Annotated in this window: 19 protein-coding genes; 9 read left to right on the forward strand and 10 right to left on the reverse strand. The window is 55.1% G+C overall.

What is annotated here, in order from left to right; genetic code table 11:
- Window positions 1-3: 3 nt before the first annotated feature.
- Both RAL88_RS01990 and RAL88_RS01995 read right to left on the reverse strand, forming a co-directional pair.
- Window positions 4-672, reverse strand: coding sequence for a TRAP transporter small permease (locus RAL88_RS01990; protein WP_306266916.1), 669 nt, complete (start codon window positions 670-672; stop codon window positions 4-6).
- Window positions 673-789: 117 nt separating this feature from the next.
- Window positions 790-2,022, reverse strand: a complete 1,233-nt coding sequence (locus RAL88_RS01995; protein WP_306266918.1) for a TRAP transporter substrate-binding protein — start codon at window positions 2,020-2,022, stop codon at window positions 790-792.
- 138 nt (window positions 2,023-2,160) lie between these two features.
- On the opposite strand from RAL88_RS01995, the gene RAL88_RS02000 reads away from it, so the two are divergent.
- The 3 genes from RAL88_RS02000 (at window position 2,161) to pta (ending at window position 6,733) form a co-directional block, all read left to right on the forward strand.
- Window positions 2,161-3,768: a GMC family oxidoreductase gene (locus RAL88_RS02000; protein WP_306266920.1), complete on the forward strand. Its 1,608-nt coding sequence runs from the start codon at window positions 2,161-2,163 to the stop codon at window positions 3,766-3,768.
- Window positions 3,769-3,846: 78 nt separating this feature from the next.
- Complete coding sequence (gene xsc / locus RAL88_RS02005) at window positions 3,847-5,625, forward strand: sulfoacetaldehyde acetyltransferase (protein WP_306266921.1); 1,779 nt, start codon at window positions 3,847-3,849, stop codon at window positions 5,623-5,625.
- A gap of 121 nt (window positions 5,626-5,746) precedes the next feature.
- On the forward strand, window positions 5,747-6,733 hold the full coding sequence (gene pta / locus RAL88_RS02010) for a phosphate acetyltransferase (protein ID WP_306269556.1): 987 nt from the start codon (window positions 5,747-5,749) through the stop codon (window positions 6,731-6,733).
- Window positions 6,734-6,766: 33 nt separating this feature from the next.
- Here the strand turns inward: pta and RAL88_RS02015 are convergent, their stop codons facing one another.
- Both RAL88_RS02015 and RAL88_RS02020 read right to left on the reverse strand, forming a co-directional pair.
- Entirely contained in the window at window positions 6,767-7,273 is a 507-nt protein-coding gene (locus RAL88_RS02015) for a DUF4864 domain-containing protein (protein WP_306266923.1), read from the reverse strand.
- Between the two features lie 182 nt (window positions 7,274-7,455).
- Complete coding sequence (locus RAL88_RS02020) at window positions 7,456-7,914, reverse strand: Lrp/AsnC family transcriptional regulator (RefSeq protein WP_306266925.1); 459 nt, start codon at window positions 7,912-7,914, stop codon at window positions 7,456-7,458.
- A 168-nt stretch (window positions 7,915-8,082) separates the two neighbouring features.
- On the opposite strand from RAL88_RS02020, the gene ald reads away from it, so the two are divergent.
- The 6 genes from ald to RAL88_RS02050 all read left to right on the forward strand — a co-directional run bounded on the left by ald (window position 8,083) and on the right by RAL88_RS02050 (window position 13,303).
- Window positions 8,083-9,198 carry an alanine dehydrogenase gene (ald, locus tag RAL88_RS02025; RefSeq protein WP_306266926.1) on the forward strand — a complete coding sequence of 372 codons (1,116 nt, stop codon included), beginning with the start codon at window positions 8,083-8,085 and terminating at the stop codon, window positions 9,196-9,198.
- A gap of 209 nt (window positions 9,199-9,407) precedes the next feature.
- A complete protein-coding gene (gene dapF / locus RAL88_RS02030) occupies window positions 9,408-10,238 on the forward strand; it encodes a diaminopimelate epimerase (RefSeq protein WP_306269558.1) in 831 nt (276 codons plus the stop codon).
- 8 nt (window positions 10,239-10,246) lie between these two features.
- Window positions 10,247-10,987: an amino acid ABC transporter ATP-binding protein gene (locus RAL88_RS02035; RefSeq protein ID WP_371932160.1), complete on the forward strand. Its 741-nt coding sequence runs from the start codon at window positions 10,247-10,249 to the stop codon at window positions 10,985-10,987.
- A gap of 43 nt (window positions 10,988-11,030) precedes the next feature.
- Window positions 11,031-11,828, forward strand: a complete 798-nt coding sequence (locus RAL88_RS02040; protein ID WP_306266930.1) for a transporter substrate-binding domain-containing protein — start codon at window positions 11,031-11,033, stop codon at window positions 11,826-11,828.
- A gap of 81 nt (window positions 11,829-11,909) precedes the next feature.
- Window positions 11,910-12,602 carry an amino acid ABC transporter permease gene (locus RAL88_RS02045; RefSeq protein WP_306266932.1) on the forward strand — a complete coding sequence of 231 codons (693 nt, stop codon included), beginning with the start codon at window positions 11,910-11,912 and terminating at the stop codon, window positions 12,600-12,602.
- Between the two features lie 17 nt (window positions 12,603-12,619).
- Window positions 12,620-13,303, forward strand: a complete 684-nt coding sequence (locus RAL88_RS02050) for an amino acid ABC transporter permease (RefSeq protein WP_306269560.1) — start codon at window positions 12,620-12,622, stop codon at window positions 13,301-13,303.
- Window positions 13,304-13,388: 85 nt separating this feature from the next.
- On the opposite strand, the gene RAL88_RS02055 is transcribed toward RAL88_RS02050, so the two are convergent.
- The 6 genes from RAL88_RS02055 to RAL88_RS02080 form a co-directional block, all read right to left on the reverse strand.
- The gene (locus tag RAL88_RS02055; protein ID WP_306266933.1) at window positions 13,389-14,906 is read right to left on the reverse strand and encodes a GMC oxidoreductase; all 1,518 of its coding nucleotides are present in this window, start codon (window positions 14,904-14,906) and stop codon (window positions 13,389-13,391) included.
- Window positions 14,907-14,991: 85 nt separating this feature from the next.
- Complete coding sequence (locus RAL88_RS02060; protein ID WP_306266934.1) at window positions 14,992-16,341, reverse strand: AGE family epimerase/isomerase; 1,350 nt, start codon at window positions 16,339-16,341, stop codon at window positions 14,992-14,994.
- 122 nt (window positions 16,342-16,463) lie between these two features.
- The gene (locus tag RAL88_RS02065) at window positions 16,464-18,011 is read right to left on the reverse strand and encodes a sulfatase (RefSeq protein ID WP_306266936.1); all 1,548 of its coding nucleotides are present in this window, start codon (window positions 18,009-18,011) and stop codon (window positions 16,464-16,466) included.
- Between the two features lie 71 nt (window positions 18,012-18,082).
- The gene (locus tag RAL88_RS02070) at window positions 18,083-19,174 is read right to left on the reverse strand and encodes an ABC transporter ATP-binding protein (RefSeq protein ID WP_306266937.1); all 1,092 of its coding nucleotides are present in this window, start codon (window positions 19,172-19,174) and stop codon (window positions 18,083-18,085) included.
- 9 nt (window positions 19,175-19,183) lie between these two features.
- Entirely contained in the window at window positions 19,184-20,008 is an 825-nt protein-coding gene (locus tag RAL88_RS02075; RefSeq protein WP_306266938.1) for a carbohydrate ABC transporter permease, read from the reverse strand.
- A 3-nt stretch (window positions 20,009-20,011) separates the two neighbouring features.
- Complete coding sequence (locus RAL88_RS02080) at window positions 20,012-20,902, reverse strand: carbohydrate ABC transporter permease (RefSeq protein ID WP_306266940.1); 891 nt, start codon at window positions 20,900-20,902, stop codon at window positions 20,012-20,014.
- Window positions 20,903-21,002: the final 100 nt, after the last annotated feature.

Consider the following 21,002-nt stretch of genomic DNA (forward strand, 5'->3'; position numbering starts at 1 on the left):
TCCTCAGTCGCCGCCGATGACAGCGGTCGAAATCAATTCTTCCCCTGACCGGTAATTTGCCATGTCTTCCATCAGATTCTGATAGGCCCGCGCCGCCAGTATGACGAAACTGATCGGAACGCTGAGCAGGAACCACCACTGCATGACGTCATCGGTGCCAAGCATGATCTGAAAGTTCGCCGCAGAGTTGACGACAACACGTAACGAAGTCACGATCACAATCCAGGCGATGCCGATCCACAGAATGGCATCGAGCCACAAACACATGATCTGACCGATGCGCGGCAGGTTGATGCGAAATTCTGAAAACGACAGATGGGTCCGCAAGCGCACATTATAGGCGCAGCCGAACCAGGTCATGATGAGAAACAGATAGGGCGGCAAAGTCGTTGACCACGGCGCCTGCTCGTTCAACAAAAAGCGGCGGAACACTTCGACAAAGATGATGCCTGCGATCAAAAGATAGCTCCACACCATCAAAGCGCGTTCCAGATGTTTTTCAATGAAGGGAACCAGGCGGTAGAGTTCGGCAAACAGCCAGGCGCCCCCCAGCGTCCCGACCAGGCCAACCAACCAGAGACCCTGCCCCCCAAAGGCCTGTTTCATCTCCCAGGAATCCCCTGAAAAGATTGCGGCAATAACAGCTGCCACATCTCCGAAGATGGAGTCCATACCTGATTCCCTCCAAAGAAATTCCGCCGCCCAATTTATTTTTTTTGGTTTTGGGGCAGCGAATTATTCGGGTGACCTGCCAATTTCGCAGGCCACCCGGTGATATTTGTGAAGCTTTTAGCTGCGCCACCAGCGACGTGGTTCAACATTTTCAGGCAGCATGTTGGCAGGAACTTCGCGGGCTACCTTGTGGATATCTGTGTAAGTATCGATGCCGCCGGCCCAGTTATTGAGGCGCTCACGCCATGCCGCCCATGGCTCGGGATTGAATTCCGGTGAACACATTTCCTCGGCTATCTTGATCTGATCATCTGCAAGGAATGCGGGGCGCACATTATTCTTCACGAAAATCGTATCGGGAAGTTGCGGATCGGAGAAGCCAACGGTTTTGACAAGGGCAGCTTCATTGGCGGCCTGGACGTGGACCTGTGCCAGATACGACGATTCCATGACCGCGTCCTGGAGATGACCATCAAGAGAATCAAATACTTTTGCCGACATCGAAGTGTGCTCGGTGCCGCAGAAGAATTTCAAATCCACCGATTGGGAAACCACGGGTGACATATTGGCATAGGCAACGGCTGATGCCCAGGTTTCAGCACCATCAATCAGGCCCTGTTTCAGACCATCCAGGGTTTCTTCCCAGGCTACCGGAACCGGATTGAGGTTCAAAAGCTGCATGGCGATACGGCCAAGCTGAGTGCCTGTGACACGGTTTTTTGTGCCGAACAGCTCTTCCAGCTTGGTTACCGTTGGCTGGTCTTCAAATTTGAGGCCGAGTTGAATACCGCGCAACTCCGCATGGCTGAACAGGAATTTCAGGCCGTGGCGTTTTTCCAGCGGATCGCGCAGAATTCTCTGGCTCTCGGGGCTGTAAAGGAAATGATACTGCGATGCCCGGCCAGGGAACATGTAGGCATAGTCCAGCACATTGAGATAGGGCGCACCGCCCGCTGAATTCTGCGTAGAAGCCGCATAAATATCAACGATACCCAATTGCGTTTTCTCAACGCAGGACAATTGGCCGCAAATCTGATTATCGCCAATAAATTCGATGCGGATTTCGCCATCGGTCCGCGATTCAAGATCACGGGCAAATTCCAGCGCTCCGGCGCGTTCAATCAGAAGGTTGCGGGCGTTAAATCCGGAGGCACCGAATTTCAGCGTGTGTTTGGCTTCTTTGGTGAAACGTTTGGTGTAAGTCGATTCGGCCGCCTGGGCGAGAGAGGCCAGCGTCACACCGCCGCCCATTGCGCCGGCAGCCAGAAGCGTCGACGACAAACCATACTGGCCCGACAATTTGAATAAATCACGACGAGATATGCCACCAAGGGCATTTGAGACTTTCATGAGTTCCTCCCAGAAACTGCAATAATTAAGACTTGCAGTCTCAAAAATACATATTACTGTGCATTTAGCAAGTCAGAATTCGATTTAACCACCGGGAAGACCCGCCGAAATATGGCGGCGTGGGGAGGAAAAGCAGTTATGGACCAATTGGAGGCGGACTATGTCATCATTGGCGCTGGCTCTGCAGGCTGCGTAATTGCCAACCGGCTCAGCGCCGATCCTGCAATAAAAGTTGTTCTGCTGGAAGCCGGCGGGCGCGACTGGAATCCGTGGATTCATGTACCTGTCGGTTATTTCAAGACCATGCATAATCCCAGTGTGGACTGGTGTTATACCACGGAACCCGACCCCGGCCTCAACGGTCGTCGGCTCGACTGGCCACGCGGCAAGGTGCTTGGCGGCTCGTCTTCGCTTAACGGATTACTTTATGTGCGCGGACAGGCCGAGGATTACGACCGCTGGCGGCAGATGGGAAATTCCGGCTGGGGATGGGACGATGTGCTGCCACTGTTCAAGCGCGCCGAAAATCAGGAACGTGGCGAGGATGACTATCACGGCACCGGCGGCCCCTTGAATGTATCGAATATGCGCCTGAAGCGGCCGATTTGTGATGCCTGGGTCGCAGCTGCGCAGAATGAAGGCTATGTCTACAATGATGATTACAATGGTGCCACCCAGGAAGGCGTCGGCTATTTTCAACTGACCACACGCAACGGCCGGCGTTGCAGTACTGCAGTGGGCTATCTCAATCCGGTCAAACACCGCAAAAATCTGACAATCATCACCCGCGCCCACGTTCAGCGTCTCGCCATGGAAGGCAAACGTGTGACCGGGGTGATCTACAAAAATCGCCACGGCAAGGAGCACACCGTCAACGCGGGCAGCGAGGTGATCGTCTCATCCGGCGCCATCGGCTCGCCGCAATTGCTGATGCTCTCGGGAATTGGCGAAGCGCAGCAATTGCAGGAAAATGGCATCGATATCGTCGCTGATCTGCCCGGTGTCGGCAAAAACCTGCAGGACCACCTTCAGGCAAGGCTGGTCTATAAATGCAACGAACCGACCCTCAATGATGAAGTACGCAGCCTGTTTGACCAGGCCCGCATCGGACTGAAATACATTTTGTTCAGAGCTGGCCCTATGACCATGGCTGCCAGTCTTGCTACCGGTTTTCTGAAAACCCGGGGGGAATTACAAACGCCTGACATCCAGTTTCACATTCAGCCATGGTCTGCCGACAGCCCTGGCGAAGGTGTGCATCGGTTTTCGGCGTTTACAATGTCTGTCTGTCAGTTGCGGCCGGAAAGTCGAGGAGAAATACGTCTGAACACAACGGACCCATCTGCCTATCCAACCATCCATCCCAATTATCTGGCGACGGAAACTGATCGAAGCACGATCATTGAAGGGGTGAAAATTGCGCAGCGGATTGCCAGGCAGAAGCCACTTGAAAGCAAGATTGCCAGTTCTCATTCGCCCGGGGACGATGTGGTTTCGGATGAAGACATACTGGAGTGGGTGCGCAACACCGCAACAACAATCTACCACCCTGCAGGGACCTGCAAGATGGGATCGGATGATCTGGCGGTGGTGGATGCAAAGTTACGCGTACGCGGCGTTGACGGATTAAGGGTCGCGGACTGCTCCATCATGCCGGAAATTGTATCCGGCAATACCAATGCGCCGGCCATCATGATCGGCGAAAAAGCAAGTGATTTGATCCTCGAGGACAGGCGCAGCCACTAGCGCTGTAGCGCCCTCGGGAAAAAAAGAGAATGCCACATGGTTTGCATGCGGCTCAGGGATTGGTGAAAGGACACTGCCATGAAAATGACAACGGAAGAGGCATTTGTAAAAGTATTGCAGATGCATGGCATAGAACACGCATTCGGCATTATCGGTTCGGCAATGATGCCGATTTCAGATTTGTTTCCCAAAGCCGGGATTAAATTCTGGGATTGTGCCCATGAAACGAATGCCGGAATGTCGGCTGATGGCTACACTCGGGCCACCGGCAAAATGAGCATGGCGATCGCCCAGAACGGTCCCGGCATTACCAATTTTGTCACGCCTGTGAAAACCGCCTACTGGAACCACACCCCGTTGCTGCTGGTCACCCCACAGGCGGCGAACAAGACCATTGGCCAGGGCGGATTTCAAGAAATCGAGCAGATGAAACTGTTCGAGGACATGGTGTGCTATCAGGAAGAGGTCCGTGATCCCTCACGCGTTGCAGAAGTTCTCAATCGGGTCATCGAAAAGGCCTGGCGCGGCTCCGGCCCCGCGCAGATCAATGTGCCACGCGACTACTGGACCCAGGTGATCGACATTGAACTGCCGCAGATCGTGCGCCTTGAGCGCCCTTCCGGCGGTCGTGAAGCCATCCGCCAGGCGGCGAAAATCCTGTCTGAAGCCAAATTCCCCGTCATTCTCAACGGTGCAGGTGTCATCCTGGCTGATGCTATTCCGGCCTCCGCAGCCCTCGCCGAACGGCTTAGTGCGCCGGTCTGCTGCGGTTATCAGCATAATGACGCTTTCCCCGGCAGCCATCCTCTGTCAGTCGGACCGTTGGGTTACAACGGCTCCCGAGCGGCAATGGAGCTGATCTCCAAAGCTGACGTTGTATTGGCCCTTGGAACCCGGCTCAATCCGTTTTCCACCCTGCCCGGCTATGGTATCGACTATTGGCCAAAGGATGCCAAGATCATTCAGGTCGACATGAATTCCGACCGCATCGGCCTTACCAAGAAGGTTACTGTCGGAATTCAGGGCGATGCAAAGCTGGTTGCAGAACAATTGCTGGAACAAGTGTCGGAAGATGCTGGAAATCACGGCCGCAAGCAACGTGAAGCTGAGATCCATCAGGTTAAATCCGCCTGGCTGCAGCAACTCAGTTCAATGGATCATGAAGATGATGATCCGGGCACCAGCTGGAATGAGCGCGCCCGCACCCGCCAGCCGGACCGCATGTCGCCACGCATGGCCTGGCGGGCAATCCAGTCCGCTCTGCCGAAAGATGCCATCATTTCCTCGGACATCGGCAACAATTGCGCCATCGGCAATGCCTATCCAACCTTTGAAAAAGGCCGGAAGTATCTGGCACCTGGTCTGTTTGGCCCGTGCGGATATGGCTTCCCCTCCATACTGGGTGCCAAGATCGGCTGCCCGGACGTGCCGGTGGTCGGCTTTGCCGGAGACGGTGCCTTCGGGATTTCCATGAATGAAATGACCGCCTGTGGCCGCAATGACTGGCCGCCGATCACCATGGTGATTTTCCGCAATTATCAGTGGGGCGCGGAAAAGCGCAATACGACGCTCTGGTATGAAGACAACTTCGTCGGCACGGAACTCAATCTGGGTGTCGAATACGCGAAAATTGCCGAAGGCTGCGGCCTCAAGGGTGTTCAGGTCACGACCATGGACGAATTGACAGAGGCTCTGTCGACCGCCGTCAAGGAGCAGATGGAAGACAAAGTCACGACATTCATCGAGGTGATACTGAACCAGGAACTGGGCGAGCCGTTCCGCCGCGATGCGATGAAAAAACCGGTTGAAGTGGCAGGCATCGACCCGGCCGACATGCGTCCCCAGCCGGGCGCATAATCGGTCGCGGCTTAACAGCAGCGGACTAGGGTCAGCGCATCCGGTAACCGCGATGCGCTGGCCTGGCCGCACCTGCCGCCGCAGCCCTGCCAAAAGGATCGAAAGCCTGATGGAACATCAATTGCAGGCCCTGAACAGGGTACCCCGCACAGCACCGCGCCACATTGTGATGGCCGAAGGCGAAGATGGCCGCGTCATTTCCGGGGCCCGTCAGGCAATTGCAGATGGCATTGCCCGTATTACCCTGATCGGCAACCGCGACAGAATTACAAAAAACCCGGAATTTTCTGCCGAGGCCGGCGACACGCTCCAGATCATTGATCCGGAAAACTCTGAGCTGACGGCCGGTTTTGCCGAGCGTTTCCACCAGTTGCGGGCGCATAAGGGCATCACCTCCGAACAGGCCATGCGGGCCGTACTCGACCCGCTGGGCTTTGCTGCCATGATGGTGCGTGAGAAACATGCTGACGGCACCATTGCCGGTGCGCTCGCCACCACTGCCGACACCGTAAGAGCTGCTCTGCAGATCATTGGCAAAGCTGCTGATGCCGACATAGTCTCCAGCTTTTTCCTGATGGTGCTGGACCGGCCGCATCACAGCAAAAAGGGTATTTTCATTTTTTCCGATGCCGGCCTGACCATTGAACCGGATGTGCCGCAGCTTGCCTCGATCGCCATTGCCTCGGCGACTTCGTTTCAGCAACTTACCGGTCTGGAGCCTCGCATCGCGATGTTGAGTTTTTCGACCTCCGGCAGCGCCACACATCACAGGGTTGACCGGGTGGTTGCGGCGACCGCTCTTGTTCAGTCGCTCAGACCTGATCTGAAAATTTCCGGTGAACTGCAATTCGACGCCGCCTTCGTGCCGGAAGTTGCTGCCTCAAAGGCACCAGGTGCCATCGTGCAGGGCGATGCGAATGTGTTTGTGTTTCCCAGCCTGGAGGCCGCCAATATCGGATACAAGATTGCTCAACGCATCGGCGGAGCAGAGGCTATTGGCCCGGTTTTGCAGGGTCTCTTGCACCCCGCGAACGATCTGTCACGGGGCTGCAATGCCATGGATGTGCGCCATCTGATCGCCGTTACCTGTGCCCAGGTGAAGGATTAGAACTGAGCCAGTATCTGAGGCGCGGTGCTGTTGTCAGACAATCTGACCTGGTGCCGGCATGATCACACAGCCGGAAATTTTCCACATACCATCGGCCTGTTTTTCCAGCAGATAGGATGCCCACCACTGGCGGCCAAGCTCGTCCTTGATATAGACGCTCTGCACTGGCACGCTGTCGCGAATGCTGACGCCGTCGAACCGGACCAGACTGCCGCCAACAACAGGACGGTGGATTTTTGCCATTCTCCGCAAGAGCGCCTCAGGTGTGCTGTAGACGTTCGTCACGGAATCGGCTGCTGTCAGGAACACCAGATCCGCTTGCAGATTGCTGATAGCCCACAAATAGGACTGAACCAGAACCCGCATTTCATTGAGGTCCGACTGGCTGAAATCGCCGACTGTGATGGCCGGCAGCGAGCCTGACAGTTCGTTGGCGGGTGCGCTGCCGACTGTCAAGACGGGTTCTCTCGCTTCAGATTGCATTGCGGATGTTTCGAACAGGGCCGCAATCAACCCGGCAACAACAAATGACGTTTTCATCTCGATATCTCCTGTCGATTTGGGCCCCTTTCCTGTTGACGATGTGGGAACTTATCGCACGGATATCATCCAACAGGCTGCTCACATCGCATCACATTGCCGTTTCGGAACAACCGAAACAGCAATAAATCCGTTAGATTTTGTGTGTAACCAGTTGTTTTGTTGTTGCTTTTTAGTTCGACTTACAAACGCACCGGAAATTCCGTTGTGCCTTTGATGGAACGCAGAATGAAGCTTGTATGCATGCTGGACACCCCCGGCAGCTTCGCCAGACAAGTGCGGTGAATGCTGTCATAATCTGCCACATCACGCGCGGCAATGCGCAGCAGATAGTCCGCGTCACCCGTTGTCAGATGGCATTCCAGAATATCCTCATAGCGCACCACCGCCTGCTCGAAAGCGTCCAGCACCTCCTGGCTTTGAGACGTCAACGCGATCTCGACAAATACCATGATTTTAAGGCCGAGTTTTGCCCGGTTGATCCGGGCGCAATAGCCTTCAATGACGCCATCGCCCTCAAGCAGTTTGATGCGCCTGTGACAGGCCGAGGTTGACAAACCAATGACGGATGCCAACTCCGCAACTGGAAGCGAAGAATCCCGCTGAAGGCGCCTCAAAATCCTGCCGTCGGTTTGATCCATGATTTTTAATCCGATGAAAATTCAATTATTTCGAATAATACATCACACACACCTGAAATTTCCAGGTTTTTCGCAAAAACTCCCGGCGTAATTGTGAGATAGTGGCTTTACATAGATGCTGACCTAGGGTCGCATCATCAGCCAATCTGCATCTCGGGGGAGAAAACAATGCGCGTCGGCACACCAAGGGAAATCAAGAATCACGAATATCGCGTCGGGCTGACACCGGAAAGTGTCACCGAACTGGTCGACAACGGCCATCAGGTTCTGGTCGAAACCGAAGCCGGAAGCGGCATCGGCGCTACGGACCAGGACTATATCGATGCCGGTGCCAGGATTGTCGGTTCAGCCGCGGAAATCTTTGCCGAATGCGATATGGTGGTGAAGGTCAAGGAACCGCAGGCTGCCGAGCGCGCCCAGTTGCGCCAGGGCCAGATCCTTTACACCTACCTGCATCTGGCACCCGATCCCGACCAGACCAGCGATCTGATAAAGTCAGGAGCCGTCTGCATCGCCTATGAAACGGTGACGGATCGCTCTGGTGGATTGCCGCTGTTGAAACCCATGAGCCAGGTTGCCGGACGCATGTCGATACAGGCCGGAGCCACGGCTCTTGAAAAGGCCCATGGCGGCTGTGGCATTCTGCTTGGCGGCGTCCCCGGCGTTGCACCGGCCAATGTGCTCATCATCGGCGGCGGCGTTGTCGGCTATAATGCAGCTCAAATGGCGGTGGGTCTGGGTGCCGATGTCACCGTTCTGGATCGCAGCCCGGAAGCTCTGGAGCGGCTTGATGCGCATTTCGGCTCTCGCGCCAAAACGCTTTATTCAAACCGCGCCAACCTGGCCAACAGTGTTGCCGAAGCTGATCTGGTCATCGGTGCCGTTCTGGTTCCCGGCGCAGCGGCGCCCAAGCTCGTCTCCCGCGAAATGCTTGGCACCATGAAGAATGGTGCGGTTCTGGTCGATGTGGCCATCGATCAGGGCGGCTGCTTTGAGACTTCAAAGGCGACCACACATGCCGACCCGACTTATGTGGTAGATGGCATTGTGCATTATTGCGTCGCCAACATGCCCGGCGGCGTTGCAAAAACCTCGACCTACGCTCTTAACAACACCACTCTGCCCCATGCCGTGCGCATTGCCAATCTGGGCTGGAAGGCCGCGCTTGCCAAAGACCCGCATCTGCGAAACGGCCTGAATGTCTGCGAAGGCAAGGTCACATGCGAGCCAGTCGCACAATCGCTTGGCTACGACTATGTGCCAGCGGAAACTCTGTTGAACTGAAAATCGTCACGCGGCAAGACAGAGCGTCGTCATCCTGCCTGATGACAGGGTGCGCCGTTCAGTCACAATCGCTTGCATATGGATGATGCAGAGTTCAAAGTCTGGCACCCTGCCCGCCTTTGAAGGGCTATTTGCCAGCGAGTTTCCGATCAATGAACAATCCTGACTGGTCACACATCATTTCCGCGACCGGTCGGAAATTTGTGAAGATGCAGGGACTGCACAACCACTTCGTCATCGTTGACGGCCGAGACCTTCCCTACAAGCCGACGATCAATGAGACAATCCAGATTTGCGATGTGAGCACCGGCGTTGGCGGTGATCAGCTTCTGGTCATTGAACCGCCCACGGCCAAAGGCGCTGCCAGTGGCGCCTACGCCTTTATGCGCATCATCAACATTGATGGACGGGACGCGGAAGCATGCGGCAACGCCACGAGATGTTTCGGATGGCTGATGCTGGAAGAGACCGGTCGTGACGAAATTGTGTTGGAAACAATTGTTGGACCGTTGCGCTGCTGGCGCAAGGGAGACAAGCAGGTAAGCGTTGAAATGGGAAGGATTTCAACGCGATGGGACTTAATTCCCCTGGCAAAAGAGGTGGATACACTTCGGGTTCCGCTGACCAGCGGACCCTTGAAAAACGGCGTCGCTCTCAACATTGGCAATCCGCACATTGTCTTCTTCGTCGATGATCTTGATGCATTGAATGTCCCGGAACTTGCGGGCCCTATTCAAAATGATGACCTCTTCCCGCAAAAGGTAAATGTTGGCGTTGCACAGAAAATGAGCAATACTCACCTTCGGCTGTCTGTGTTTGAGCGTCCGGGCCTTCTCACAAAGGCCTGTGGTTCGGGGGCATGCGTTGCGACACGTGCTGCACAGCTTTTGGGTCTGACGGATAAAAAAGAAGTTAAGGTAGAAATGTTAGCCGGATCGGTTAATGTAACCCTTGAAGAAGACAGCAACGCGATCTTGACAGGGTCCGTCGAGTTTTGTTTCAGTGGCCGCCTTACCGGTCGGGAGGGACGTGCCGTATGAACGATCCGATGATTGTGATCGACAAGGTCTGCAAGACCTACTATCTCAAATCCCGCCCGGAACCCGTTCGCGCATTAGACAATGTAACCAACCACATAGACCGGGGCGAGGTTGTGGTCGTCATTGGTCCCTCTGGCTCCGGCAAGTCGACGCTGCTGCGTTCAATCAATCGTCTGAACCAGATCGATAGCGGCACGATTACAGTTGATGGTGTAAACGTCACAGACAAGAAAACCAACATCAACGCCTTGCGTGCCGAGGTTGGCATGGTGTTCCAGCACTTCAATTTGTTCCAGCACAAAACGGCAATGGAGAACATTGTCATGCCGCAGATTATTGTGGCGAAACGCAGCCGAAAGGAAGCAGAAGAAATTGCAAATGACCTGCTTGAAAAAGTGGGCATTCCAGAGAGTGGCAACTCTTATCCTACCATGCTGTCTGGCGGCCAGCAGCAACGTGTCGCAATTGCGCGCTCCCTGGCCATGAAACCGAAAGTCATGCTGTTTGATGAAGCCACCTCGGCTCTTGACCCTGAAACGGTCGGGGGTGTTCTGGAATTGATGCGCGGCCTTGCTGCTGACGGCATGACCATGGCCGTGGTCACCCATGAAATGGGGTTTGCTCGGGAGGCGGCGGATCGTATGATCTTTATGGATGCCGGAGCAATTGTTGAAGAGAACACGCCAGACAGTTTCTTCGACAACCCGCAAACCGACCGTGCGCAGGATTTCCTGCGGCAAATTCTATAACTGCAAAATAAACTGTCTATCAACCAAGTGGAGAACGTTAGAAATGAAACTGACAACACTCATCACAACCACGCTCAGTGCAGCCTTGCTCGCACTGTCAGGAACCGCTTCCTGGGCCGAAAGCACGATGGAAAAGATCGTGCGCACCGGTGAGATTACCATCGCCGTGCAAACCCAGGGACCACCCGTAAGCTTCGTTGACAAGAATGGCGAGCGCACAGGTTTCGCCATTGAAATTGCTCAGATGTTTGCTGACGATATGGAAGTGAAGCTGATCATTCAGGATTATGACTGGAAAGGTCTGATCCCTGCTCTGTCGTCCGGCAAAGCGGATTTCATTGCGGCTGACATGACACCAACAGCCAAGCGCCACATGCAGATCGTGTTCACGGAGCCTGTCTTCTTCTCCGAAACCATTGCCTTTGCATTGCAGGGTTCCGGTTACAACACGTGGCAGGAATTGAATTCTGCGGACGTGTCGGTTGGCGCCACGCAGGCATCGTCCTGGGCAGAGACAGCCCGCAAGGTGCTGCCTAAGGCGGAATTGAAGGAATTTGCTGGCGGGACAGCGCAGGTGGTTCAGGCTGTCGTGTCTGGCCGCGCAAAAGCAGGCCTTTCAGACAAGGGAACCATCGCCGGCTTCAAAAGCTCGATTGATGAGATCAAGGTTCTCGATGGCGTTCTTGCTCAGGAACCGCTCGGATTTGCGACACGCCCGGATTCAATGCACCTGCTGCTGGCGCTCAACAACTACATGCGTCTGATCCGTGCCGATGGCCGTCTGGATGAGAAACTGGAATACTGGTGGAACTCCACGGCCTGGGAAGCTGACCACAAATAAGAACTGCTCCGGGGCGCCACATCGGCGCCCCGGTTTGCTTTCACCGCATTGGGGCTGCGCGTCAGCGCCCACGGATAAATTATGCAATGGCTTCAAAACTACTTTAACTTCCGGATCGTCGGCCAATATGCCGATGTGTTTATCGCCGGAATCGGGCAAACGCTCTGGATATCAGCGCTTTGCCTCATTCTCTCGCTGATCATTGGTACTTTTGTCGCGATTGCCCGCCTGTCCAAAAATCCACTGATCTGGCGGCCGGTCGCCGGCTACATTCAATTCGTTCGCTCGACACCGTTGCTCATTCAGATTTATCTCGTCTATTATGGCCTTCCCACCATTCTGCCTGTCGGCAATTTTTTCGACGAAACACAGAGCGGCATTATTGCCCTGACCATTCATACTGCTCCCTATATGGGCGAGATCATTCGCGCCGGCATTGAATCCGTGAACCGCGGCCAGATTGAAGGCGCCCTGTCCGTGGGCATGACCCCAAGACAGACGCTGCAGAATGTGACATTGCCCCAAGCGCTGGCGAATGTGATGCCTCCGCTACTGGGTCAGACGGCTGTTCTCATCAAGGATACGTCCTTGTTGTCAATCATTGCAGTATTTGAACTTATGAGCGCGGGCCTGCAGATGTTCTCGGAAACCGTAATTGCAACTGAAAGCTATGTCACGACAGCGGTTTGCTATCTCGGCATTTACGCCATGATGCTGGTGCTGTCAGGCATCCTGCAGACCAAACTGGGCGGCAGCGCCTGGAAAGCCAATTAGGGAGAGCGGATGTGGAAATGATCGCAGACAAGTTCTCCATCGTCGAGAGCCTTTGGCCCTTCCTGCTGCAGGGTCTTTGGATGACCTTTCAGATTTCAATCATTTCAATCCTGTTTGGATCGATAATCGGCTTTCTCATGGGCATTGGGAAGACCCTTGACATTGGCGTTCTGGAAGCATTCATCAATGCCTATCTGCATGTTCTGCGCGGATCGCCCTATCTGGTGCAACTCTATATCATCTATTTTGTGTTGCCCTCGCTTGGCGTTGCCTGGCTGTCATTTGACAGCTACACCGCAGCTATCGTGTCACTGTCGCTCTACACATCCAGTTATGTCACTGAAATTGTGGCTTCAGCCATATTTGCAGTGCCAAACGGGCAAGGCGAAGCGGCCCGCTCGGTCGGCATGTCGAAAACCCAGACCTACCGCAATGTCATCATTCCCCAGGCTCTGAAATTGACCATTCCACCGATGGCCAGCGTCTATGTGATTGTGATCAAGAGCACGGCTGTCCTCTCGGTCATAGGCATCGCCGAACTCACCCGTCAGGGGGAAGTCGCAATCATGCGCATGCCCGGCGATATCATGTTTATCTACATGCTGATTGCCTTCTTCTATTTCCTGTATTGCTATCCGGTTCTGCGGTTCTCAAGATGGGCAGAAGGCCGGTTTGGCCGGTTGGGAAATGACGGGACTTAACACGCAAGGTCGAGTCTTGGCGGTTGGAGCGCACACAGGCATCATTCCGCAGTTGCCGAGCAGGCGCGGCGCCTCCATCGCAACCTTATTCTGACCCCAATACAGCGCGTATATGAGCACCGACACGCAGCGCCTGCGCCGCTATTGTCAGCGCCGGGTTGACGGCTGCGGACGACACAAAAAACCCGCCATCGACGACGTAAAGATTATCGATCTCCCAGGTCCTGCACAGTGGATCAAGCACCGATGTGGCCGGATCTGCTCCCATTTTGACAGTCCCGCACTGATGCGAAGTGGTTTCTATGCCACCGTGTTTTTTCAGCGCGACCGGGTAACCGGCCTGGCGCATATGCCGGGCAAGTGATTTGGCAAGACGCCTGTTGGGAACAAGGTTGTTGGGCTGCCAGATGAGATTGACCCGGCCTTTGTCCAGCACCACCCGATTATCCGGGTCCGGAAGGTCCTCGCTCATCGCCAGCATATCAACCGATCTGGAGGCAATTTCCGTCATGACGAACTTTGGCACAAGCGGAACTTCCGCCGTCAGCATGCCGGCCTGCAGTTTGCCCAGCATCTGAATATTGCCCATCGGCCATTTGAATTCGCCATCGCCCCAGTAATAATCATTGATCGACATCGATTTCTGGTAAATCGTCGGGTTGCGTCTCGGCCCGACGAACATCATCGCAGTGAGGTGATGTGCCATATAGTTGCGGCCCAGTTGACCGGACCGGTTGGCAAGTCCGTTCGGATGTGCGCCATTGGCCGATTTCTGCATCAAAAGTGCAGAGTTGATGGCACCAGCCGCGAGAACGACAATGCCCGCCCGGCGGATTTCGCTCGCTCCATCCTTGCGCACTTCGACACCGTCAATCGTCCGCCCGTCGGGCGTGGTCAACAGGCGCAGCACCTCGACATTGGTTTCAAGTGAGATATCCGGATCGGCCAGCGCGGGCCGCAAAGCGCGGTTTTCAGCGTCTCCCTTGGCATCGATTCTGCAGGGAAAACCGTCGCATGTCTTGCACCGGATACAGCCACCCGCTGGAGCTGATTGCACCGATGAGGGCAGTGGAAAGGGCTGAAGGCCGGACCGCTCCAATCGCACTTTGAGCGCCTCGATCAGCGGGTCATGTGTAATCGGAGGGTACGGGTATGGTGCGGAGCGCGTGCCTTCGCTCGGGTCAGCGCCAGCCAGTCCGCGCAGGCCCAGCATCGCTTCAGCCTTGCAGTACCACGGCTCTAGTGTGTCATAATCGATCGGCCAGGAAGGCGAGATGCCCTCATAATGCTCGACGGCCTGAAAGTCTTGCGGCCGGAACCGCATCAGACAGGCGCCGTACATTTTTGTACTGCCACCAACACAATAATGCTGATTGGGTTCAAACTGCCGGCCGTTGCGGTCGATCCAGCGTTCCCCCGAGCGGTAGATCCCGTTGTGAAAAACCTCCCGTGGATCCCAGTTGCGGTGGTCTCGCGGGATATAATCGCCGCGTTCGAGGATCTGGACTCTCAGCCCGCTACCTGACAGCGCACTGGCAAGGCTGGCACCGCCCATGCCCGAGCCAACAATGAGGACATCCGGATCGCCGTTATGTTTCGTCATTCCAGCTCAAACTGCAACTGGTGGAACACGGAGATTGCGTTGCGCATTGAATTATCCGAACAGGTTGGCACGGCAAAGCAGCCGTCTAGCGCAGGATTTGGGCATCCGGTTCTCCTTTCAGCAAATTCCCGGCTTCTGCGCCCGCGAGCTGGGCAGTAATGCTGCCATTGACAGGCAACAGCGGAATGAGACAGGCCTGAAGGGCATGATAGATGTCCGGTTTGCCGCGAAAAACCCGTTGCACCGGAGCAAGCATGCCATCCAGTTCGGCATGCCATCCGCCGTGCTTGCGGTCGATGAAATGATGATCCACGAACCCCCAGACCCGGCGGTAGGAGGCTTCAAACTGCGGATTGTCACTGACCTTTGCCAACACGCTTGCAGCCGCAATCGCCTCGCAACAGGGCCACCAGTATCGGTCGGTCTCGGCGGGCACATTGTCCCATTGCATTGTATAATAAAACCCGCCGGTATCCTTGTCCCAACCCTGCTCCCATGCGCTCAGAAACAGAGCTTCCGCTGCCGGGCGCATCCAGTCGTGCTGCCGGTTTCCCAACTCCCAAAGCTGCACCAGAAGGCGGCTCCACTCCATGGCATGGCCCGGTGTGGTCCCGCTTGGCCGGAACTGCGGATCGCCGGTAAAATCAAAATCCACGTTCCAGTCGGTATCAAAATGTTCAGGGACACGCCAATTTTGCGCGCGGGCATGCTTGTCTATGATCAACCCGGCAATCGACTGAGCCATCTCGATATATGTGCTGTCCCCTGTCGCTTCAAACGCCGCCATCAGCGCCTCGGTCAGGTGCATGTTGGAGTTCTGACCGCGATAGCTGCTGAAACTCTGCCAATCTGCAGTGTATTCTTCACGCGTTGCACCAGCGGTCGCATCCCAGAACCGGTTGACAAGAATATCGCTCACATCTGCAAGAAGTCTGTCCGCATCCGGATGCCCGACGACCTTGGCTGAAGATGCCGCCAGAAGCACGAAGGCATGGCCATAAGCCTGTTTTGCCGGGTCCGGCGCGCCTGCATCGTCAACGCCGTTGAAAAACCCGCCATTCTGGCTGTCTCTGTGGCGGTCCCACAGGAACGCCATTCCGTGATCGACAATGCGCTCGCAACCCGGCATGCCAAGCTGGTGACCGATTGCTGCGCAATGCACCATGCGCGATGTCGTAAACAACAGGCGCAACTCGCCATTCGAGCGCGCCGCCGGCAGCGCTGTGCCGTCCAGATCCAGCCCGAAGAACCCTCCGTCGGGATTTATCGACGCCGGCAGAAAGAACTCGAACAAAGACCGGGCCTGATCGAGCAGCCACAAGCGGTGAAACGGTCGTTGCAGAAAACCAGGTGCAGATGATCCAGACCAATGCACTGCAGCTTCCGCAGTCGTGTCTTTGGTCCGGCCCGCTCCAAAATGCTCAATATCCGCCATAAATAACCTGACAAATTGAACTGGTCATGACCACAGAAACAATATTACTCGCCCCGATCAATCCAAATCTCATGACATTTCCTTTCATATCTCACTGCGTGAGCGGAGAATTTGCTCAACGCTCAGCTTTGAGATGCCTCAGGCAGACGGGGTGCATGGGTGTGTTCCGGGTCATCGCCGATCTCCAGCATTTTTGTCTCAAGCGCTTTGGTCATCTGCGCAACGATATCCTGATAGGTTTCGTCGTCATAGACATTGAACAATTCCATCGGATCTTGTTTGCAATCGAACAACTCCCATTCACGGTCTTCACCGCCATGATTTGTGCCCGGCAGATCGAAACCGTCATTATACCAATAGATCAGCTTGTAGCGCTGATCCCGCACACCGTAGTGCGAATAGGCGTTGTGGTTCGGGTCCCGGTGCATCCAGTAACGATGATAGGCAATTTCCTGCCAGTCCGCTGGTGTTTCTCCTTTCAACAGCGGCCGAACGCTTGTGCCCTGCATGTAGGAAGGCACTGTCAGGCCGGCAAAATCGAGGAAAGTCGGCGCGAAATCAACATTGCTGATGATGTTGTCACACACCGTTCCAGCGGCAATCTCCTTGGGAAACCGGACCAGAAACGGCATCTGGAACGATTCTTCATACATGAAGCGTTTATCGAACCATCCGTGTTCTCCCAGAAAGAAGCCCTGGTCCGAGGTGTAGATAATGATGGTATTGTCCGCCAGACCATTGTCGTCCAGATAATCCAGTATGCGGCCGACGCTCTCATCAATTGAGGCAATGGTTCTAAGATAACGCTTCAGATACCGCTGATACTTGAAATGTGCCAATTGTTGCCTGGTTTCGAATGTGAACACTTCGCCTGTGTCCTTGTCGATCAGCCTCAGGTTTGAAACATCCTCCGGATTGGGGATTTTGCGCATGGTGCTGTTGGGAAAGATACGCTCTCCAACTTCCGATCCGCCTTCTGGCTGAACCAGGCCAAGATCGATATATTTCATATCGTCCTTGATCCGCATCTTGGCCTCGGCAGCGGCTTTGGCGCGGTTCTTGTAGTCATCATCGAACGTCACCGGAACTTCGACGTCGTCCTGATACAAGTCCCGGTTTTTGGGATGCGGTTCCCACTCCCGATGCGGCGCTTTGTGATGGCACATCAGGAAGAAAGGTTTGTCCTGGTCCCGGCCATCCAGCCAGTTAAGACTCTTGTCGGTGATGATATCCGTGGCATAGCCCGGAACTTCAACCTCTTCGCCCATTTCAATCATATACGGGTCAAAATATTCGCCCTGCCCGGGCAGAACAGACCAGAAATCAAATCCCGTCGGCTCGTGGTCCTTGCCCTCGCCAAGATGCCACTTGCCGACAATCGCGGTCTGATAGCCGCCGGCACGCAGATGCTTGGCAACATTCGGCAGGCGATTGTTGATCGGAGTGTCCAGCGTGGTGACACAGTTCACATGATTGTAAGTCCCGGTCAGAATGGCTGCGCGACTGGGCGTGCAGATTGAATTTGTGACATAGCAATGGTTGAGCCGCATACCCTCATCGGCAATTCTATCCAGATTGGGCGTCTGGTTGATCCCCGAACCATAACAACTGATGGCCTTCGACGCATGATCGTCGGCCATGATGAAAAGGATGTTGGGCTGTTTTGTCATGTCACATTCTCTCTGGTTTCGTTTTCGCTGCACTGCCACGCTGATCTGTCTGGGAGAATTGAAGTGGCCCTTCAGCCACTTGGCAGCGCAAGTCTGGTCGACGGATCAAACGCATGCAGCAATTGAGGATTGATGCGTATCTGAACCTTTGCGCCCTGTGCGGGGTGATCTGAACCATTGACCCGAGCAAGCAGTTCTTCACCCTCAACCGACAGGCTCAACAGCGCATCCGCGCCCAGCAGTTCCGCCAGCTTGACCTCGGCATCAAATATCCAGGCGCTGTCAGCAGGATCTGTGGACGAAATGATCTCGATGTGTTCAGGCCGAATGCCGACGGTCAGCGTTTCAGCTCCATTGATTGCGAAACCCGGCAGGTCGGGCAAAGTCAGATCGGATCCTGTTGATTTCCAACCGCCGGACTCTTCTTTGCGGGCCAGGAAGAAATTCATCGCCGGGCTACCGATGAAGCCTGCGACAAATTCGGTGGCCGGGTGGTCATAGACTTCCCGTGGCGTGCCCACCTGCGCGACAATGCCATGGTCGAGAATGACAATCCGGTCGGCAAGCGTCATGGCTTCGACCTGATCATGGGTGACATAAATTGATGTCACGCCAAGCCGGTCATGAAGCTGCTGCAGCTCCATGCGCATTTTGACACGCAGTTTGGCGTCCAGGTTGGACAGCGGTTCATCGAACAAAAACACTTCCGGCGTGCGGACAATCGCCCGGCCAATGGCGACGCGTTGTCGCTGACCGCCTGACAGCGAACCCGGCTTGCGTTGCAGAAAGTCGGTCAGACCGAGCATGTCGGCCACGTCACCGACGCGCTGGTCAATTTCGGCTTTCGGAAGCTTTTGCAGCTTCAGCGCCATGCCCATATTTTCCGCCACCGTCTTGTGCGGATACAGCGCGTAGTTCTGAAACACCATTGCCACACCGCGGTCTTTCGGATTGACATCATTCATCCGCTTGCCGCCGATCAGCAGATCACCAGTGGTGATGCTTTCCAGACCGGCGATCATGCGCAGTGTGGTGGATTTTCCGCAGCCGGATGGTCCCAGCAGCACGAGAAATTCGCCATCCAGAATTTCCAGATCGAACTCTTCGACCGCCACGGCCGAGCCGTATGATTTTCCCAGACCATTGAGAGTGACATTCACCATGTGCGAGTCCTATTTGCCTGCCCCAGCCGTCAGACCACCAAGAATCTGCTTCTGGAAAATTGCTGTGATTACGAGGATCGGAATGATCGCGATGACCGTTGCCGTTGAGATGGTTTCCCAGGGAAATGCATATTCTCCAGGATAAAGCGAAATCCCGACGGGTGCCGTGCGCATGGCATCCTGGGTCATCAGGACCAGCGACAACGGGAACTCATTCCAGGAGAAGATGAAAACGATCAGCCCGGTCGCCACAAAACCGGGCCAGGAAAGCGGCACGACGATTGTTGTGAAAATCCGCAGGAAGCCCATGCCGTCCAATTGTGCCGCCTCTTCGATCTCTTGCGGCAGGGTCAGGAAATAGCTGGCCAGCATCCACACCGCATAAGGCAGGAACAGGCCGGTATGGGCGATGATCAGTCCGAAATAGCTGTTGAGCAGTCCGTATTTGACGAACACCTGAAACAGCGACGGCAACAGCGTAATCGGCGGAAACATCGAGACCGAGAGGATCAGAACCATCAGACCGGTGGAAAACCGCATCTTCAGCCGCGACAGTGCATAGCCCGCCAGACCGCCTGCCGCCAGCGTCAGCAATGTGGTGCCCAGACCAACAATAAAGCTGTTCAGGACATAGCGCAGCAATTCTGGCGTCTCGGTGAGAATTTTCCAGTAATTCTCGAATGTGAAAGGCGCCGGCCAATATTGCGGTGGCCAGGAATAAATCCCGGCGGTGTTCTTGAATGAGGTCAGGATCAGCCAGACAATCGGAAAGAATGAAATAAACACCGACAGCGCAACGATCAGGTAGAGGCCATATCTTGGATTATGTTTCATGGCTCAGTCCTTTGCTCGCAAGACGAAGACGTAAACAAGGCTCAGGGCGAAAATGACCAGGAACTGTACAATGACAATTGCCGCCCCCGCATTGAACTCGATGAACTCAAAGATCGTCTTGTAGGCGTAGAGCGACAGCGTTTCAGTCGCTATCACCGGCCCGCCATCGGTCAAATTGAAGGGAAGTTCAAATGTGCGCAGCGCATCCATCGAGCGGATGATCAGCGCCACCATGATCGAGCCTTTCAGCAGCGGCAGCGTGATCTCGCTGAATTCGCGCCACCGGTTCATGCCGTCCATGCGTCCAGCTTCATAAAGTTCTCTGGGGATTGATTGCAGGCCGGCCAGAATAATCAGCGCCATGAAAGAGCTGGTCTTCCAGACCGAGACGGCGACCATCGCCCCCATCGCCACAGTGGCGTCGCCAAACCAGTTGATCGGCTGATCGACAATACCGCTTTTCAGCGCCACATCATTGAACAGCCCGTAATCCGCATTATACATCCAGCGCCACATCAGCGCGTTCAGCGCAGTTGGCAGAGCCCAGGGGAACAGAACCGCCAGGCGCGCCAGCCCTTTGCCGTGAAAACTTTCATTCAACAGAACCGCCAGCCCGATGCCAAGCATCAGCTCCAGCGGTATGCTGACCAGGGTAAAGACAAAGGTGACCGTCAGTGAATTCCAGAACCGCTCGTTGTCGAGCAAGGCAGCATAATGCTGCAACCCGACAAACTCGTATGGCTCCATGCCGCCAAAACCGTTGTCGCCGAAACTCAGCACAACCGATTGCAACACCGGATATACAAGAATGAGCGCTATAATCAGCAGGGTCGGAGCAATAAAGCTGTAGCCGACGAGCTGCCGACGCTGCTCGAGAGTCGCTAGACCGGTCAAAATCATGTCTCCAGAATCAAAGGGCTTCGGTCACTACCGTTTCGCAGACGGTCTCTGCCAAGCTTGTATGACCAGAAAAGCCAGGCCCGGAAGCGTGGTC

It is taken from the genome of Pararhizobium sp. IMCC3301, from assembly GCF_030758315.1.
Classification (GTDB): Bacteria; Pseudomonadota; Alphaproteobacteria; order Rhizobiales.

Bases quoted from the DNA above. Each gene is read 5' to 3' on its own strand.
- RAL88_RS01995 (WP_306266918.1), bottom strand. From the start codon at position 2,022: ATGAAAGTCTCAAATGCCCTTGGTGGCATATCTCGTCGTGATTTATTC.
- ald (WP_306266926.1), top strand. From the start codon at position 8,083: ATGCGCGTCGGCACACCAAGGGAAATCAAGAATCACGAATATCGCGTC.
- RAL88_RS02060 (WP_306266934.1), bottom strand. From the start codon at position 16,341: ATGGCGGATATTGAGCATTTTGGAGCGGGCCGGACCAAAGACACGACT.
- RAL88_RS02035 (WP_371932160.1), top strand. From the start codon at position 10,247: ATGATTGTGATCGACAAGGTCTGCAAGACCTACTATCTCAAATCCCGC.
- RAL88_RS02045 (WP_306266932.1), top strand. From the start codon at position 11,910: ATGCAATGGCTTCAAAACTACTTTAACTTCCGGATCGTCGGCCAATAT.
- RAL88_RS02040 (WP_306266930.1), top strand. From the start codon at position 11,031: ATGAAACTGACAACACTCATCACAACCACGCTCAGTGCAGCCTTGCTC.
- xsc (WP_306266921.1), top strand. From the start codon at position 3,847: ATGAAAATGACAACGGAAGAGGCATTTGTAAAAGTATTGCAGATGCAT.
- RAL88_RS02000 (WP_306266920.1), top strand. From the start codon at position 2,161: ATGGACCAATTGGAGGCGGACTATGTCATCATTGGCGCTGGCTCTGCA.
- RAL88_RS02075 (WP_306266938.1), bottom strand. From the start codon at position 20,008: ATGAAACATAATCCAAGATATGGCCTCTACCTGATCGTTGCGCTGTCG.
- RAL88_RS02015 (WP_306266923.1), bottom strand. From the start codon at position 7,273: ATGAAAACGTCATTTGTTGTTGCCGGGTTGATTGCGGCCCTGTTCGAA.
- RAL88_RS02050 (WP_306269560.1), top strand. From the start codon at position 12,620: ATGATCGCAGACAAGTTCTCCATCGTCGAGAGCCTTTGGCCCTTCCTG.
- RAL88_RS02055 (WP_306266933.1), bottom strand. From the start codon at position 14,906: ATGACGAAACATAACGGCGATCCGGATGTCCTCATTGTTGGCTCGGGC.
- RAL88_RS02065 (WP_306266936.1), bottom strand. From the start codon at position 18,011: ATGACAAAACAGCCCAACATCCTTTTCATCATGGCCGACGATCATGCG.
- RAL88_RS01990 (WP_306266916.1), bottom strand. From the start codon at position 672: ATGGACTCCATCTTCGGAGATGTGGCAGCTGTTATTGCCGCAATCTTT.
- dapF (WP_306269558.1), top strand. From the start codon at position 9,408: ATGCAGGGACTGCACAACCACTTCGTCATCGTTGACGGCCGAGACCTT.
- RAL88_RS02020 (WP_306266925.1), bottom strand. From the start codon at position 7,914: ATGGATCAAACCGACGGCAGGATTTTGAGGCGCCTTCAGCGGGATTCT.
- RAL88_RS02070 (WP_306266937.1), bottom strand. From the start codon at position 19,174: ATGGTGAATGTCACTCTCAATGGTCTGGGAAAATCATACGGCTCGGCC.